At 72.6% G+C, this 16,470-nt stretch carries 14 protein-coding genes; 3 read left to right on the top strand and 11 right to left on the bottom strand.

Features of this window, described 5'->3' with window-relative positions; genetic code table 11:
* Positions 1–14 precede the first annotated feature (14 nt).
* The 8 genes from mutM to recG form a co-directional block, all read right to left on the bottom strand.
* A complete protein-coding gene (gene mutM, locus AC07DS_RS33150) occupies positions 15–872 on the bottom strand; it encodes a bifunctional DNA-formamidopyrimidine glycosylase/DNA-(apurinic or apyrimidinic site) lyase (RefSeq protein WP_479151326.1) in 858 nt (285 codons plus the stop codon).
* Between the two features lie 86 nt (positions 873–958).
* Positions 959–1,774, bottom strand: coding sequence for a ribonuclease III (gene rnc, locus AC07DS_RS33145; RefSeq protein WP_468815903.1), 816 nt, complete (start codon positions 1,772–1,774; stop codon positions 959–961).
* Between the two features lie 8 nt (positions 1,775–1,782).
* A complete protein-coding gene (gene rpmF, locus AC07DS_RS33140) occupies positions 1,783–1,956 on the bottom strand; it encodes a 50S ribosomal protein L32 (RefSeq protein WP_003951102.1) in 174 nt (57 codons plus the stop codon).
* Between the two features lie 2 nt (positions 1,957–1,958).
* Positions 1,959–2,612 (bottom strand): YceD family protein, encoded by a 654-nt coding sequence (locus AC07DS_RS33135; protein ID WP_479151324.1) that lies wholly within the window; start codon positions 2,610–2,612, stop codon positions 1,959–1,961.
* Between the two features lie 153 nt (positions 2,613–2,765).
* On the bottom strand, positions 2,766–3,851 hold the full coding sequence (locus AC07DS_RS33130) for an ATP synthase subunit B family protein (protein ID WP_479151322.1): 1,086 nt from the start codon (positions 3,849–3,851) through the stop codon (positions 2,766–2,768).
* A 57-nt stretch (positions 3,852–3,908) separates the two neighbouring features.
* Positions 3,909–4,388, bottom strand: coding sequence for a pantetheine-phosphate adenylyltransferase (gene coaD / locus AC07DS_RS33125; RefSeq protein ID WP_186581722.1), 480 nt, complete (start codon positions 4,386–4,388; stop codon positions 3,909–3,911).
* Positions 4,389–4,414: 26 nt separating this feature from the next.
* Entirely contained in the window at positions 4,415–5,002 is a 588-nt protein-coding gene (rsmD, locus tag AC07DS_RS33120; protein WP_479151320.1) for a 16S rRNA (guanine(966)-N(2))-methyltransferase RsmD, read from the bottom strand.
* Between the two features lie 156 nt (positions 5,003–5,158).
* Entirely contained in the window at positions 5,159–7,369 is a 2,211-nt protein-coding gene (recG, locus tag AC07DS_RS33115) for an ATP-dependent DNA helicase RecG (RefSeq protein ID WP_479151318.1), read from the bottom strand.
* Between the two features lie 202 nt (positions 7,370–7,571).
* Between recG and AC07DS_RS33110 the strand changes: the two genes are divergently transcribed.
* Positions 7,572–9,398, top strand: coding sequence for an HSP90 family protein (locus tag AC07DS_RS33110; protein WP_479151316.1), 1,827 nt, complete (start codon positions 7,572–7,574; stop codon positions 9,396–9,398).
* The gene (locus AC07DS_RS33105) at positions 9,398–12,343 is read left to right on the top strand and encodes a tetratricopeptide repeat protein (protein ID WP_479151314.1); all 2,946 of its coding nucleotides are present in this window, start codon (positions 9,398–9,400) and stop codon (positions 12,341–12,343) included. Before AC07DS_RS33110 ends, AC07DS_RS33105 begins: the two co-directional genes overlap by 1 nt.
* A 12-nt stretch (positions 12,344–12,355) precedes the next feature.
* Here AC07DS_RS33105 and AC07DS_RS33100 read toward each other — a convergent pair whose 3' ends face one another.
* On the bottom strand, positions 12,356–14,056 hold the full coding sequence (locus tag AC07DS_RS33100; protein WP_479151312.1) for a DAK2 domain-containing protein: 1,701 nt from the start codon (positions 14,054–14,056) through the stop codon (positions 12,356–12,358).
* A 256-nt stretch (positions 14,057–14,312) separates the two neighbouring features.
* Between AC07DS_RS33100 and rpmB the strand changes: the two genes are divergently transcribed.
* Positions 14,313–14,498, top strand: a complete 186-nt coding sequence (rpmB, locus tag AC07DS_RS33095) for a 50S ribosomal protein L28 (RefSeq protein WP_009190838.1) — start codon at positions 14,313–14,315, stop codon at positions 14,496–14,498.
* Positions 14,499–14,662: 164 nt separating this feature from the next.
* On the opposite strand, the gene thiD is transcribed toward rpmB, so the two are convergent.
* Entirely contained in the window at positions 14,663–15,487 is an 825-nt protein-coding gene (gene thiD, locus AC07DS_RS33090; RefSeq protein WP_479151311.1) for a bifunctional hydroxymethylpyrimidine kinase/phosphomethylpyrimidine kinase, read from the bottom strand.
* Positions 15,484–16,449 (bottom strand): thiamine-phosphate kinase, encoded by a 966-nt coding sequence (locus tag AC07DS_RS33085; RefSeq protein ID WP_479151309.1) that lies wholly within the window; start codon positions 16,447–16,449, stop codon positions 15,484–15,486. Before AC07DS_RS33085 ends, thiD begins: the two co-directional genes overlap by 4 nt.
* Between the last annotated feature and the right edge of the window lie 21 nt (positions 16,450–16,470).

The raw sequence follows: 16,470 nt of genomic DNA, 5'->3' as shown, positions 1-16,470 counted from the left end.
CACGGGGGTTTCGTTCAGCCCTGGCGCGGAGGCCGCTGGCACTTCGGACAGAAGTAGCTGGACCGGTTCATCCAGGGGCGGCGGCGCATGGGGGTGCCGCACCGTTTGCAGGGCAGGCCCTCACGGCCGTACGCGTCCAGGGACCGGTCGAAGTAGCCCGACTCGCCGTTGACGTTGACGTACAGGCTGTCGAAGCTGGTGCCACCGACGGCGAGGGCCGCGTTCATCACGTCGCGGACGTGGCCGAGCAGTTCCGTCGTGACCGGGCGGGTGAAGTTGGCCGTGGGGCGCTCGTAGTGGATGCGGGCGCGCCACAGGGCCTCGTCCGCGTAGATGTTCCCGACGCCGCTGATCAGCGACTGGTCCAGCAGGGCCCGCTTGATGGTGGTCCGCTTGCGCCGCAGGGCCAGATGGAAGGCCTCGTCGCCGAACAGCGGGTCGAGGGGGTCGCGGGCGATGTGCGCGATGACGTCGGGCAGTCCCTCGGGGGTGTTGTCGTGCAGCGAGAGGCCGCCGAAGGTGCGCTGGTCCACGAAGCGCAGCTCGGTGCCCAGGGAGTCGGCGAAGCGGACGCGGATGCGCAGATGCTTCTCGTCCGGCGCCTCGTGCGGCTGCACCAGCAGCTGGCCGCTCATGCCGAGGTGGGCCAGGACGGACTGGTTCGTCTCCTCCAGCGGCAGCCACAGATACTTGCCGCGCCGGCTGGGGGTGCCGATGTGCTGGCCCTTGAGGCGGTGCGCGAAGTCGTCGCCGCCCGCGATGTGCCGGCGCACGGCGCGCGGGTGGAGCACCTCGACGTCGGCGACGGTGCGATGGGCGACCCACCGCGCAAGACCCCGCCGGACGACCTCGACCTCGGGCAACTCGGGCATCTGGACCCCCGTACGGACAGTGGATGAACCGAGCGCCCGCCCGGAGCCAGGCTTCGGACGGGCGCTCGGTGCTGTGCTCTTGTACGTCAGGCGGTGGTGGACGACGCGTCGTCCTTCGCAGCCTCCTTGGCACGCTCGTCCGCCGCGGCCCGGATGGACCGCCAGGCGGACTCGGCGGCCTGCTGCTCCGCCTCCTTCTTGCTGCGGCCGGTGCCGGTGCCGTACGAGACGCCTCCGACGCGGGCAGCAGCAGTGAAGGTCTTCTCGTGGTCGGGGCCGGTCTCCGTGACCAGGTACTCGGGCACGCCGAGCCCCTCGATCGCGGTGAGCTCCTGGAGACTGGTCTTCCAGTCCAGGCCGGCTCCGAGGTTCGAGGACTTCTCGATCAGCGGGTCGAAGAGCCGGTGAACCAGCTCGGACGCCGCGTCGAGGCCCTGATCGAGATAGACCGCGCCGATCACCGCTTCAAGGGTGTCGGCGAGAATGGACGCCTTGTCCCGGCCGCCCGTGCCCTCTTCACCCCGGCCGAGCCGGATGAAGGCGCCCAGGTCGAGGCCGCGACCCACTTCCGCCAGCGCACGCGAGTTGACCACCGCGGCCCGGAGCTTGGCCAGCTGGCCCTCCGGAAGGTCGGGGTGGGTGCGGTACAGCGTGTCCGTGACGACGAGGCCGAGCACGGAGTCCCCGAGGAACTCCAGCCGCTCGTTCGTCGGCAGACCGCCGTTCTCGTACGCGTAGGAACGGTGGGTCAGCGCACGCACCAGAAGGGCGGACTCGAGCTGGTAGCCGAGCCGCCCTTCCAGAAGCGTGTGGGACGAGGCCGTGTTGTCCGCCTTCTTCTTGGCGGGCGCGTCCGCCTTGGCGTCTTCCGCCTTCTTGGGACTGGACACAGTGCCTCTCACCAGCCCGCTCAGACTTCGAGGACCTGGCGCTTGTTGTAGGTGCCGCAAGACGGGCACGCAATGTGCTGCTGCTTGGGCTCGTGGCAGCGCTCGCACGCAACCAGGGTGGGGACCGCAGCCTTCCACTGCGACCGGCGGTGGCGCGTGTTGCTGCGCGACATCTTCCGCTTCGGAACAGCCACGGCTACTTCTCCTGCTTCTCGTCGGCGTGCGCTGAAGGAAGCGCGCCGCCGCTCATCTCGTCCTTCTCGCCGTCTCCGAGTGAACCGGCGAGTCCCTGCAAAGCCGCCCAACGGATGTCGACGGCGTCGTGGTGGTGGTCCGGGGCGTCCACGAGCCGCGCTCCGCACTCGGAGCACAGACCGGGGCAGTCGTCCTGACACACCGGCTGCATCGGCAGTGCGAGCACCACCGCATCGCGCAGCAGAGGTTCGAGGTCGAAAAGTCCGTCCTCGAGGAAGAACCTGTCCTCGTCGTCCTCGGCGTCGTCGCCCGGTTCCGCGATCACACGGCCCCGGTCGTCGGCGTCAGGGTACGAGAACAGCTCCTGGAAGTCCGCTTCGAGCTCCAGCTCGACCGGCTCCAGACACCTTACGCACTCCCCCTCGGCCTGTGCACGGGCGGTGCCTGTGACGAGCACCCCGTCCATGACCGACTCGAGTCGGAGTTCGAGCTCCAGCGGAACGCCTTCCGGCACTCCGATGACTCCCGGGACACCGAGATCCGCGGGAGCGTCGATCTCGCGGGTCAGGCGCTGCAGCGCGCCAGGACGCCGACCCAGCTCGTGCGTGTCGAACACGAGGGGGTTGCGGTGGTCGAGGCGGGCGTTGGAAGCCATTCCTGCTTTCGATCTTCGAACTCGGAGGGACGCCACCCGTCGGTGTTCTCGGGCAGCGTCGATCGCGGACGTACGCGCGACCGAAGAGCCAGGATACTGGACCTTTCGCTCAGGGCCCAATCCGGTGCCTCGCCACGGTCCGGCGGACAGGTCCTACAGGCCCCGGCCCTGCTCGTAGGCGCGCAGCTGCTCCGCACTGATCATGCTCGTGTCGAAGAGGCTCGTCTCGTCGAGAGCGTAGCCCTGCTGCGACTGGGGCTGCTGCTGAGGCTGCTGGGGCTCGTAGGCGGCCTGCTGGGCCTCGTAGCCCTGGTAGGGGGCACCGTCCGCCGGGGCGTAGCCGGAGGCGGCGGCGTACGGATCGGCCTGCTGATAGCCGTACGGGTCCTGCTGGGCGTAGTCGGGCTGCTGCGGGAAGCCCGCGTACGGGTCCGGCTGCTGCTGGTAGCCGTAGGCAGGCTGCGGCTCGTACGACGGCTGCGGCGGCTGCACGGGCTGGGCCGGGCGCTCGGCCGGGGTGTCGGCGAGGGCCGCGAGGTCGGCGAGGTAGTCGGCGTCGCTGGAGTGCTGGAACGTCGTGTTGTCGTCGGCGAGCGCGCCGAGGTCGTCCGTGGCGATCCGGCCGTGCAGCTTCTGCCGGCCGCGGCCGACGGCCTCCAGGGTCTTGGCGAGGACCGCCTCGAAGGCGCCCAGCTTGGCGTCGACGTAGGCGTCCGCGTTGTGGCGCAGGGTCTCGGGGTCCTGGCTGCGCTCGGGGGCGTCCTCGTCCTCGTAGCCGTTCTCGTCCAGGCCGGGCCCGGTGCCGAGCAGTTTCTCGCGGCCGCGGCCGACCGAGCCGAGGGTCTTGGTGAGGACGACCTCGAAGTTGGCGAGCTTGGAGTCGACGTAGTCGTCGGCCTCGGCGCGGACCTCCTCGGCCTCCGTGCGGGCCTCGCCGAGGATCCGGTCGCCCTCGGCCTGGGAGCGCCGGGCGATCTCGGTGTCGGAGATCAGCGAGCCGCGTTCGGCGTGCGCGTTCCCGATGATCCGCTCGGCCTCCTGGCGAGCCTGCTCGACCATCTGCTCGCGGTCGCCGATCAGCTCCTGCGCCTGGGCGAGGGAGCCGGGCAGTGCCTGGCGCACCTCTTCGAGCATCGCGAGCAGCTCGGCGCGATTGACCACGCACGACGCCGACATGGGCATGGACCGGGCGCCGGAGACCATGGAGACGATCTCGTCGAGCTTCTTCTGGACGTCCACCTGTGCTCGCCACTCTCTACAGCTGTGTTGGAGACGGACGGGACGACTGTAGCCCGTTCAGTCCTTGCGCAGACGCGCGTTGAGGGCCTCGAGGACGGGGGGCGGCACCAGGTGGGAGACGTCGCCGCCCCAGGCCGCGACCTCCTTGACGAGCGAGGAGGACAGGAAGCTGTAGGTCGGGTTGGTCGGCACGAACAGCGTCTCGACTCCCGTGAGGCCGATGTTCATCTGGGCCATCTGGAGTTCGTAGTCGAAGTCGCTGACCGCACGCAGGCCCTTGACGATGGCCGGGATGTCGCGCTGCTTGCAGTAGTCGACGAGGAGGCCGTGGAAGGACTCGACGATCACGTTGCCGTACTCGGCCGTGACCTCGCGGATCAGCTCGATCCGCTCGTCGATCTCGAACAGGCCCTTCTTGGACTTGTTGATCATCACCGCGACGTAGACCTCGTCATACAGACGGGAAGCGCGGGCGATGATGTCGAGGTGTCCGTTGGTGATCGGGTCGAACGACCCGGGACAGACGGCGCGGCGCACTTGTGATCCCTCGCTCTCCGGTCCGGTCATCGTGCGTCTTCGCACGTAGAGGCGGCGCGACCGTACCAAAACGTTCCCTCGCCGTAGCGACGGGACCGGAGGGCCTCGAAGCCGTCCGGCCAGTGGAATTCACCGCCTCTGGTGCTGCGCTCCACGGTGACGAGGGCTTCCCCGGTGAGCCAGCCCTCCGAGCGGAGTGTGAGCAGAATCTCCCGAAGATCGTCGTCCCCGACGGCGTACGGGGGGTCCAGGAAGACGAGGTCGTACGGCTCCGCCGGGGGTGCGGTCCTGATGATCTGTTCCGCTTTGCCCGCCCTCACCTCTGCGCCGGGAAGGCCCAGGTTCTTCACGTTCTCGCGGACGATCTTCGCCGCGCGGGCGTCCGCCTCGACCAGGAGGGTGTGACTCGCGCCCCGGGACAGCGCCTCCAGGCCCACGGCGCCGGAGCCGGCGTAGAGGTCGAGGACCCGTTCGCCGTCCAGCGGGCCGCCGAGGAGGGACTGCCAGGTGGAGAAGAGGCCCTCGCGTGCGCGGTCTGATGTCGGCCGGGTGCCTGTCCCTGGCGGGACGGCCAGGCGGCGTCCGCCGGCTGCGCCGGCGATCACGCGGGTCATTGGGGGTCCTTCTGTGTGGGCTTCTTTACGGTTCAGTCTGGCAGGCGAAAGAGGGTGGGGCCGTGCCGCCGTCGCGCGCTGACGGTCCGTGGGGGCCGACCGCGCCCCGCGGCGGAGCCGCACACCGATACGGTCAGCGCGCCTGAGTACTCGCCTCTAGCCCTTTTCCAGGTACTGCTCCCGCTCCTCGTCCAGAAGGGCGTCCAGGGCCGTGCGCAGGGCGGGGAGGCCGGTCAGCTCCGGGTCTGCGGCCACGACTGCCGCCGCCTCTCCCCTCGCCTCGGCGATGACCTCCTCGTCCTCGATGACCGCCAGGACGCGGAGGCTGGTGCGGGCGCCGGACTGGGCCTGGCCGAGGACGTCGCCCTCGCGGCGCTGTTCCAGGTCGATACGGGAGAGTTCGAAGCCGTCGAGGGTGGAGGCCACGGCGTTCAGGCGCTGGCGGGCGGCGCTGGCCTCGGGCATCTCGGTGACCAGCAGGCACAGGCCGGGGGCCGAGCCCCGGCCCACGCGGCCGCGGAGCTGGTGGAGCTGGGAGACGCCGAAGCGGTCGGCGTCCATGATCACCATGGCGGTGGCGTTGGGGACGTTCACACCGACCTCGATGACCGTGGTGGCGACCAGGACGTCGGTCTCGCCCGCGGTGAAGCGGCGCATGACCGCGTCCTTGTCGTCGGGGTGCATACGGCCGTGCAGGACTTCCACCCCGAGGCCCTGGAGTGGGCCCTTGGCCAGGTGGTCGGCCACGTCGAGGACGGCCAGGGGCGGGCGCTTCTCGGCCTCGTCCTCCGGGGACTTCGTCGTCCTCTTCTGGTCTGCCGCCTCGTCGACGTCGTCGCCGATCCGGGGGCAGACGACGTACGCCTGATGGCCGTTCTCCACCTCCTCGCGCACCCGCTCCCAGGCGCGGGCCAGGAAGTGCGGCTTGTCGGCGGCGGGGACCACATGGGTGGCGATCGGGGAGCGGCCGGCCGGGAGCTGGTCCAGGACGGAGGTCTCCAGGTCGCCGAAGACGGTCATCGCGACCGTGCGCGGGATGGGGGTGGCCGTCATGACCAGCAGATGCGGGGGCTGCTTGCCCTTGCCGCGCAGGGCGTCGCGCTGTTCCACGCCGAAGCGGTGCTGTTCGTCGACGACGACCAGGCCGAGGTCGTGGAACTGCACCTTGTCCTCGATCAGGGCGTGTGTGCCGATCACGATCCCGGCGTCCGCGGTGACGAGATCGAGCAGCGCCCGACGGCGTGCGGCGGCACCCATGGAACCGGTGAGAAGCACGACCTTGGTGGCGTGCTCGGCGCCGCCCAGCATGCCGCCCTCGGCCAGCTCGCCCATCATCTCGACGACCGACCGGTGGTGCTGCTGGGCGAGGACCTCGGTGGGCGCGAGCATGGCGGCCTGCCCGCCCGCGTCGACGACGGCGAGCATGGCGCGGAGCGCGACCAGGGTCTTTCCCGATCCGACTTCCCCCTGGAGCAGCCGGTGCATCGGATGCTCCGTCGCCAGGTCGTCGAAGATCTCCCTGGAGACCTTCTGCTGGCCCTCGGTGAGGGTGAAGGGCAGGCGGTCGTCGAAGGCCGTGAGGATGCCGTCGGGCTTCGGTCTGCGCGGCACGGCCGGGAGTTGGGCGTCGGCGTGGCGGCGGCGGGCCAGGGCGACCTGGAGGACGAAGGCCTCGTCCCACTTGAGCCGGGCGCGGGCGTCGGCGATGTCGGCCTTGGTGTGCGGGCGGTGGATCTTGAGCAGGGCCTCGGGGAGGGTGACCAGGCCCCGGCCCTCCCGCAGGGCGGGCGGCAGCGGGTCGAGGGCCTCCTGGGCGCTGGGCAGCACGGTCTGGACGGCCTTGCCGATCTTCCAGGACTCCAGCTTGGCGGTCGCCGGGTAGATGGGGATCAGGGCGCCGGCCCAGGTCTCGACGGTCTCGTCGCCCTCGCCGCGCAGCAGCTCGTAGGCGGGGTGGGCGAGTTGGAGACGGCGGTTGAAGACGGAGACCTTGCCCGCGAACATCGCGCGGGTGCCCGGCAGCAGCTCCTTGTGGGGCTTGTGAACGCCGTTGCCGAAGAAGACCAGTTGCAGCCGGCCGCTGCCGTCCGTGATGGTGACCTCCAGGCGCTGGCCCTTGCCGCGCGGGGCCTTGGCGGAGGCGAAGGAGTGCAGGCGGGCGTCGGCGACCTGGGCGACCACCGTGACGTGTTCGTCCATGGGGAGGTCGGCGAGGTGTGTGAGCTGGCCGCGCTCCTCGTATCTGCGCGGGTAGTGGTGCAGCAGGTCGCCGACGGTCTGCAGGCCGAGGTGCTCGGCCATCACCTTCGCGGTGGCGGGGCCGAGCACCTTCTTCAGTGGTTCTTCCAGTGCGGGCACGAGATCCATTGCACACCACGGCACTGACAATGCCGAAGACGTGCCCCCTCGGGTCCGCGCCCTCGTGCCGGATACGTCCCCGGAAGCGCTGGTCAGGGGTGCTGTTCCGGGCCTAGGATGGCGCGCTCCGGCCATCCCCCGCGGTCACCGCCCCATCCGGGACCGCCCGACCCCGCGCCGAAGGCAGGCTCCCCCCGCCGGCGCTGCGACGATGGACTCCCAGACCTCACAGTCATCCCAGGCATCCCAGTCACCTCATACGTTCCAGGTCGACCTGCGTGGTCTGGTGGACCTGCTCTCCCATCACCTCTACTCCAGCCCCAAGGTCTACCTGCGCGAGCTGCTGCAGAACGCGGTGGACGCGATCACCGCCCGCCGGGCCGAGGATCCGGATGCCCCGGCCCGGGTGCGTCTGCACGCCGCGGACGGCGCCCTGCGGGTGGAGGACAGCGGCATCGGGCTGACCGAGTCGGACGTGCACAGCCTGCTGGCGACGATCGGCCGCAGCTCCAAGCGGGCGGACGGTCTGGAGGCGGCCCGGTCCGACTTCCTCGGCCAGTTCGGCATCGGCCTGCTGGCCTGTTTCGTGGTCGCCGAGCGGATCCGGGTGGTCAGCCGCAGCGCCCGTACGCCCGAGGCCCCGCCCGTGGAGTGGACGGCCCGCGACGACGGCTCGTACACCGTGCGGACACTGCCCGACGCCGAGCGGCCCGAGCCGGGCACCACAGTGCACCTGGTGGCCCGGGCCGGCGCGGCCGAGTGGCTGGCGCCCGAGCGGGTCCGCGCCCTGGCCCGGGACTTCGGCTCGCTGCTGCCGTACGACGTCCGGGTGGGCGAGGAGGCGGTCACGGACCTCCCGGCGCCCTGGGACCGCGCCCATCCGAGTCCCGCGACGCGAAGGGTGGCGCTGGCCCGGCACTGCCACGAACTCTTCGGTTTCACCCCGCTGGACTCGATCGATCTGGATGTGCCGCTGGCCGGGATCCGCGGGGTGGCGTACGTGCTGCCGTCGGCGGTCAGCCCGGCCCAGCGGGCCACCCACCGCGTGCATCTGAAGGGCATGCTGCTCACCGAGCGGGCCGAACAGCTGCTGCCCGACTGGGCGTTCTTCGTGCGCTGCGTCCTGGACACGGACAGCCTGCGGCCCACTGCCTCGCGCGAGTCGCTGTACGAGGACGAGACGCTGGCGGCGGTGCGGGAGGCGCTCGGCGAGCGGATCCGGTCCTGGCTCACGGGGCTCGCGGCAGGCGATCCGGAGCGGCTGGCCGCGTTCCTCGCCGTGCACCACCTGGGGGTGAAGTCGCTGGCCCGGCACGACGGCGACATGCTGCGCACGATGCTGCCGTGGCTGCCGTTCGAGACGAGCGACGGGCAGCTGTCCCTGGAGGAGTTCGCGCAGCGGCACCCGGTGGTGCACTTCACGCGGACGGTCGAGGAGTACCGGCAGGTGGCGCCGATCGCCTCGGCGCAGGGCGTCGGGGTGGTCAACGGCGGTTACACGTACGACAGCGAGCTGGTCGAGGCGCTGCCGTCGGTGCGGCCGGGCACGGTGGTCGCCGAGCTGGACGCGGACACCGTGACCGCGCATCTGGACGCGGTGGACCCGGCCGAGGAGCTGGCGCTGTCCGGCTTCCTGGCGGCCGCGCGCGCGAAGCTCGACCCGCTGGGCTGTGACGTCGTGCTGCGCGCCTTCCACCCGTTGACCGTGCCCGCGCTGCACCTGGACGACCGGGCCGCCCGGCACGAGCAGGCGCGGGCCGAGGCCGCGGAGCAGGCCGACGACCTGTGGGCGGGCATCCTGGGCTCGCTGCGTGGCAGCGCTCCGCGCGCGCGTCTGGTGCTCAACCACCTCAACCCGCTGATCCGCAGGATCAGTTCGCTGCGGGACCCGGAGCTGATCGGCACCGCCACCGAGTCGCTGTACGGGCAGGCGCTGCTGATGGCGCAGCGGCCGCTGAGGCCCGCCGACTCGGCGCTGCTCAACCGGGCGTTCATCGGCCTCCTGGAGTGGGCCACACACGGGGAGAACGGTCGCTGATGGGTGAGATCGACGGAAGCACGGACTTCGACGCGCTGCGCCGGGCGATGGCGGAGAACTCCGAGCAGCCGGAGGGTCCCGCGCGCAACGCGCGCGCGGAACAGCTGCTCGCCGAGGCCGAGCGGCTGAACATCCCGCTCGCCGTGATCGAGGCGCTCGGGCACCAGCTGAAGGTCTACAACTACAGCTCCGAGAAGGACCGGATGTTCGTCCCGTTCGCGCGGTTGCTGCGCCTGTGGGACGAACGGCCCGAGGACTTCGACGAGTACGAGGCGCACTCGCTGCACTGGGTCTTCAAGTGGGTGACGGCGGGGATGCTGGACCAGCCGCACATCCCGCTCGCCTCGATCGAGAAGTGGCTCGGCGAGATGGAGCGCCGCTACCGGCTCGCCGGTCACTCCGAACGGGCGGTGCGCAGCGCCGAGTTCAGTGTCGCGGCGCACGTGGGCGACCTGGAGCGGGCGGAGCGGGCGTACCGGGCCTGGCTGGCCGCGGACCGGGACCGGATGGCCGACTGCCACGCCTGCGAGCTGCACGGGCAGGGCACCTGGCAGGTCAGGCGCGGCCGGGACGAGGACGCACTGGATCTGTGGCGGCCGGTGCTGGAGGGCGAGTACAGCTGCGCCCACGAGCCGCACACGGTCCTGGCCTCCTCGCTGATTCCCCTGCTGCGCCTGGGGCGCCCGGACGAGGCCCGCGCCCACCACCTGCGGGGCTTCCGCCTCGTACGCCCCATGGAGAGCATGCGGGGCGCCTACGCGGACCACGTGGAGTTCTGTGCGCTCACCGGCAACGAGGCGCGCGGTCTGGAGCTGCTCGCGCAGCGGCCTGCGTACTTCACGGACACCGGGCAGCCGCGCAGCCGGCTGGACTTCATGGCCGTGGTGACGCTGCTGACGGACCGGCTGACCGAGCTGGGGCTCGGCGAGCGGCAGGTGCAGGGGCCCGCCGGACGGTCCTGGACGGCGCGGGAACTGGCCGCCCACGCGCGCGCGGAGGCACTGGAACTGGCCGGGCGGTTCGACGAGCGCAACGGCACGTCGTACGTCGGCGACCGCGTCCGCGCGCGCATGGCCCAGCGCCCGCTGGCGGACCGGCTGCCGCTGGGCGTGCGCGCGGCGCGCGCCACGCCGCGGCCCATGGTCCCGCCACCGGCGCCCGAGGAGTCCGCGGTTCCCGAGCAGCCGGACCTGGCCGCCCTGCTCACCGAGGCACGCCGGGCGTCGGACACCCTGCAGCCGCACGCCCTGGAGGCCTGGGCGGCGGTCGCACGGGCCGCCGAGGGGACCGCGCTGGACGCCCGGGACCGCGCGGAGATCGCCGACCACGAGGCGATGGCCCGGGGCCCCGAGGGCATCGCCCTGTTCGAACGGGCCGCCGCGCTGTACGCGGAGGCGGGCGACCCCGGCGAGGCCCTGGCGGCACGCGCGCGCGGGGCGTACTTCCGCGCGCTGACGGGCGAGGTGGACGAGGCCCTGGCCACGGTCGCCGCGCTGTACGACGAGGCCCTCGCGCTGTACGCCGAGGACGCCACCGGAGTGCGGCAGACGGCGTCGGTGGTGATGAGCCGGGCGCGCATCCTGATGCGGGGGGTGCACGAGGGCACCGAGGGGACGGCGGGCCGGGAGGTCCGGGCCGCGGCCGAGCGGGCCGTGCTCGAGGTGCTGGCGCTCGTGGACGGGCGGGCGGGCGACGACATACGCCTGGCCGCGCGGGCCGGCGAGGCACGGGCGATGCTGGCCGAGCTGGCCGGGGAGTCCGGGGACGTCGAGCGGACGGCGGACCTGTTCCGGCAGGCCGCCGCCGAGTACGTGGGCGCCGGGCTGCCGTGGTTCGCGGTGGAGTACGAGGTGCAGATCGCGGCGCTGGCGCATCAGCTCGGCGACGCGGCCGGGGCCGAGCGTGCGCTGCGGGCCGCCCTGGAGCACGGGGGGCCGTACGTGGAGCCCGCCGGACGGGCCCAGCTGCATCTCCAGCTCGCCGAGGTGCTCGGCCTCCGGGACGAGGTCGTGGAGGCGGCCGAGCAGGCCCTGGAGGCAGCGCACTGGGCCGACGAGGCGGGCGAGAGCACCACGCTGGGCGCCTGGGCGCGGCACCAGCTGGGCGGCTTCCTGCTGCGCCGGGGGCGGTGCGCCGAGGCCGCCGAGGTGCTGGAGTCGGCACTGCCCGACCTGTCCGCCGAGACGCACGGCGACGGGGCCGTCGTGCAGGCGCGGTGGTGGCTCGGGGACTGCCTGAGCGAGCTGGGCGAGCACCGGGAGGCGGCCGGACACCGGCTGCGGGCCGCGGAGATCGCCCGGCACTGGCCCGAGCAGCAGGACCACGCCACGCTCGCCCATCTCGCCGCGGAGTCCCTGAGCAACGCCGGGCTGCTGGAGGAGGCCGATCAGGCCTACGCACGCGCGGGCGAGCTGTGGCGCTCGCTCGGCAACCCGCACTTCCTCGTCCGCTCGCTGCGTGCCCGCGGCTGGCTGGCGCTGCGCGGGGAGGCCGGGGCGGACGGTGCGCGGGAGCTGATGACGGAGGCGGTGCTCGCCTGCGAGCGGGCGCGGGAGAGCGCGGCGGACCCGGCGGTCCGGGAGCAGCTCTCCGCGGAACTCGGCAACACCCACCGCCAGTTCGGCGACCTGCTGGCCCGCTCGGCGGCCGAGGAGGACGAAGGGGAAGGCGGGGTGATCCGCGACGCGTACGAGGCCGCGGTGGCCCAGCTGGACCGCGCGTCGGCGGTGTTCGGCACGCTCGGCGCGCAGGGGCTGCACGGCCGTACCGGTGCCGAGCTGGCCGCGGGCCGGCTGGCGGCCGAGCTCGGCCTACGCGCCGAGGCGGTGGCACGCGCGCGCGGTGTGCTCGCGGCCTGTGAAGGCGCGGACGACACGGACGAGACCGTGCAGGAACGGCGGGCGGAGGCGACGCGGATGCTCCGGCTGGACCTGGCCGGGGACTGACCCGCGGCCGGATCACTCCACGCCGATGAGCAGCAGCGCCCCCTGCCGGCCGCCCCGGTACACCACGGTGTCCACCGCGAGGTAGGCATCGCGCACGCGTGCCTCCAGGCGGTCGGCGACGCTCTCGGGCGCCTCGTCGCCCACGACGAGGGTGACCAGCTCGCCGCCGGCCTGGAGCATGCGGTCCAGGACGGTCTCGGCGGTGGCGGTGACGTCCGGCCCGATCACCGCCACGTCCCCGTCGATCAGGCCCAGGACGTCCCCGGCCTGGCAGATCCCGGCCGTTGTCCAGGACTGCCGTTCCGCGACGACGACCTCGGCGTACCGGGTGGCGCCTGCCGCCGAGGTCATCTGGACGACGTCCTCGTCGAAGCGGCGCTCCGGCTCGTGCACGGCGAGCGCGGCGATGCCCTGCACGGCCGAGCGGGTCGGGATCAGAGCGACCCGGATGCCCTCGGTGCGGGCCTGCTCGGCGGCCGCGGCGGCCGTGTGGCGCAGCTCGGCGTCGTTGGGCAGCAGCACGACCTCACGCGCGTGGGCCCGCCGTACGGCCTGCACCAGCTCCCCGCTGGCGGGCGGCTCCCCGGGGCGCGCGAGGACGGCGGTGGCGCCGGCCTCGGTGTACAGGCCCGCCAGGCCCTCGCCGGGCACGACGGCCACGACCGCCCGCTGGGCGCGCTCCCGCGGCGGCCGCTCGCCGCCGGTGTGCACGTCGCCGAGCCCGAAGTGCGTGATCCGGATCCGGTAGGGCCGGCCGGCCTCGACGCCCGCCTCCACGGCGGCGCCCGCGTCGTCGACGTGCACGTGGACGTTCCACAGCCCGTCGCCGCCGACCACGACGAGGGAGTCCCCGAGGGGGTCGAGCCGCTCCCGCAGCCGGGCCACGGCCTCGTCGCCGGCCTCCAGGAGATAGATCACCTCGTAGGCCGGTCCGCCGTCCTCGGCGCCCTCGGCGCACAGGTCCGCCTCGGAGACGGCCTCCGCGCGCGCGGGTGCGTCGGAGACGGCCGCGGACACGGGGACGGCCTCCGGTGCCTTCGCGGCCTCGCGGACCGGCTCCCCCGTGCACGCCTCCACCAGCGCCCCCAGCACGGCCACGAGCCCCCGGCCGCCCGCGTCGACCACCCCGGCCCGCTCCAGCACGGCCAGCTGCCCCGGAGTCGCCGCCAGGGCCGCCCTGGCGCCCTCGTAGGCGGCCCGCGCGACCGTCCCGCAGTCCCCCTCGGCTCCCTCTGCGGCGTCCGCCGCGGCCGAGGCGACCGTCAGCACGGTGCCCTCGACCGGGTGGGCCACGGCCTCGCGGGCGGAGTCCGCGGCCTGCCGCAGGGCCAGCCGCAGTCCCGCGCCGTCGGTGCGGGACCCGTCACCGGCCTTCGCCTCGGCGAGGACCTGGGCCATGCCGCGCAGCAGCTGGGCGAGGATCGTCCCGGAGTTGCCCCGGGCCCCGATGAGCGCGCCGTGGGCCATCGCGTGCACGGCGTCCGCGAGCGAGGGCTCCTGCGCCCCCGTCCCGTAACCGGCGAACACGGCCTCCACGGCGGTCGCCGCCGACTCCAGGGTCAGGTAGAGGTTGGTCCCGGTGTCCCCGTCGGCCACGGGATAGACGTTGATCGCGTCGATCTCCTCGCGCGCCCGTCCCAGCGCCCCCAGCGCCAGACCGCACCAGGTGCGCACCGCGAGAGCATCGAAGAATGTCTGCGGCACCTGCGCCACCTGCGCCTCCCTGACTGGCTGGACGTGGACGCAGCGTAGACCCCGGAGTGGTGTGCTCCGGAAGAGGGCCGGGAGCGGGCCCCTGAGCTGCCATGGTAGTTTCGTTGTGCTGGCGCAGTCGTTGTATGCTGCTCCGGTTGCCCGATCCACATCGGGCCGTTCCCCTGGCAACGCCACCAAGATCTCTGATCCTGCGATCTCGATCCCGGCAAGCCGGGATTATCCGTAAGTGCATCTGAAGTCTTTGGAGTGACCCGTGGCTGCCAACTGCGACGTCTGCGGCAAGGGGCCGGGCTTCGGCAACAACATCTCGTTTTCGCACCGCCGTACGTCCCGTCGCTGGAACCCGAACATCCAGCGTGTGCGTACCGTGGTCGGCGGGACGCCGAAGCGCGTGAACGCTTGCACCTCGTGCATCAAGGCCGGCAAGGTCTCGCGCTGACGCTACATCCCCCACTCTCGAGTTCGCTCGGGCTGGGGGACCCCCATCCGCGCGCGGCCACTGTCTGGTCCGCTGCACAGAGCCGGTCCACCTGAGGGTGGACCGGCTTTTTGCCGTACCCGCGCCCGGTTCCGTTCCTGAACAGCCCGGGCGCCGTGAGGGACTCAGTTCCTGAACGGCTCAGTTCTGAACCGCCACCCGTGATCCACCGGCCCGATCCCCGCTCCCAGCGCGAACCCGGCGGCGATCGCCCCGGTGACGTACTCCTTGGCCGCCGTGACCGCCTCCGGCACGGCCAGCCCCTTCGCCAGTCCCGAGGCGACCGCCGAGGCGAGTGTGCAGCCCGTGCCGTGCGTGTGCCGGTTGTCGTGACGGGGTGCCCGCAGCCAGTGTTCCGCGGAGCCGTCCGTCAGCAGGTCCACTGCCTCGTTCCGGCCCGCCCGCCCCGCGTCCGCGGACAGATGGCCGCCCTTGATCAGCACCCATCGCGGCCCGTACTCCAGCACGGCCGCCGCGGCGCGCCGCATGTCCTCCTCGGACTCGACGTGGACCCCCGTGAGTTGGGCCACTTCGTCGAGGTTCGGCGTCGCCACGGTCGCCGCCGGGAGGAGCTTCGTGCGGACCGAGTCCAGCGCGGAGGCGGCCAGCAGCGGGTCACCGTGCTTGGAGACGCCCACCGGGTCCACCACGGCCGGCGCGTCCGTGCCGGAGATCAATTCGGCGACCGCCTCGACCAGTTCGGCCGAGGCCAGCATCCCGGTCTTCACGGCCTGTACGCCGATGTCGTCCACGACACTGCGGTACTGGGCCCGCACGGCCTCGGCCGGCAGCTCCCAGGCACCCTGGACGCCCACGGAGTTCTGCGCGGTCACGGCCGTGATCACGCTCATCCCGTGCACGCCGAGCGCCAGCATGGTCTTCAGGTCGGCCTGGATGCCCGCGCCGCCGCCGGAGTCGGAGCCGGCCACCGTGAGAACCCGGGGAATCACGACTCTATGTCCCCGAAGTGGTCCCAGCCGCCCTTGCTGGTCCAGGGCGCCCCGTCGACCGTCACCTGGGGCAGTGCCGAGGGGTTGAGGACCTCGCCGATGACCTTCCAGCGGGCCGGCAGCTTGGTGTCCGGCGGGAAGGTGGCCACGATCGCGTGGTCCTCTCCCCCGGTCAGCACCCACTGCAGCGGGTCCACGCCCACGGCCTGCCCGATGTCGTTCATCTGCGTGGGGATGTCGATCGCGCCGGAGCGGATGTCGATACGGACCTTGCTGGCCTCGGCGATGTGCCCGAGGTCGGCGATCAGTCCGTCGCTCACGTCGCACATCGCGGTCGCGCCGAGCGCGGCGGCGGCCGGGCCCGCGTGGTACGGCGGCTCGGGGCGCCGGTGGGCCTCGACGAAGGCGCGCGGGGAGCGGAAGCCGCGGGAGAGCACCGCATAGCCGGCCGCGGACCAGCCCAGCCAGCCCGTGACGGCCACGAGGTCGCCGGGCTGGGCTCCGGCGCGGGTCACCGGCTCCTGGTTGCGCAGATCGCCGAGCGCGGTGATCGAAACCGTGATCGTGTCCCCGCGTACGACGTCACCGCCGACCACGGCGGCGCCGGCGACCTGGCACTCGTCGCGCAGTCCGTCCATCAGCTCGCTGGGCCAGGTGACCGGGAGTTCGGCCGGGACGACCAGGCCGAGCAGCAGTGCGGTCGGTACGGCGCCCATCGCGGCGATGTCCGCGAGGTTCTGCGCCGCGGCCTTGCGGCCGACGTCGTAGGCCGTGGACCAGTCCCGGCGGAAGTGCCGCCCCTCCAGCAGGATGTCGGTGCTCGCCACCACCCGGCGGTCGGGCGCGGCCACCACCGCGGCGTCGTCGCCGGGGCCGATCCGGACCGCGGGGGTGGTGGTGAGACGGGAGGTGAGCTCCCTGATGAGCCCGAACTCCCCTAGCTCACCGACAGTGCCCTTCATGACCCTTGCTCCCCTTCTGTC

The sequence above is a fragment of the Streptomyces sp. NPDC044064 genome, assembly GCF_056434245.1.
This window is presented reverse-complemented; position numbering and strand designations above follow the sequence as displayed.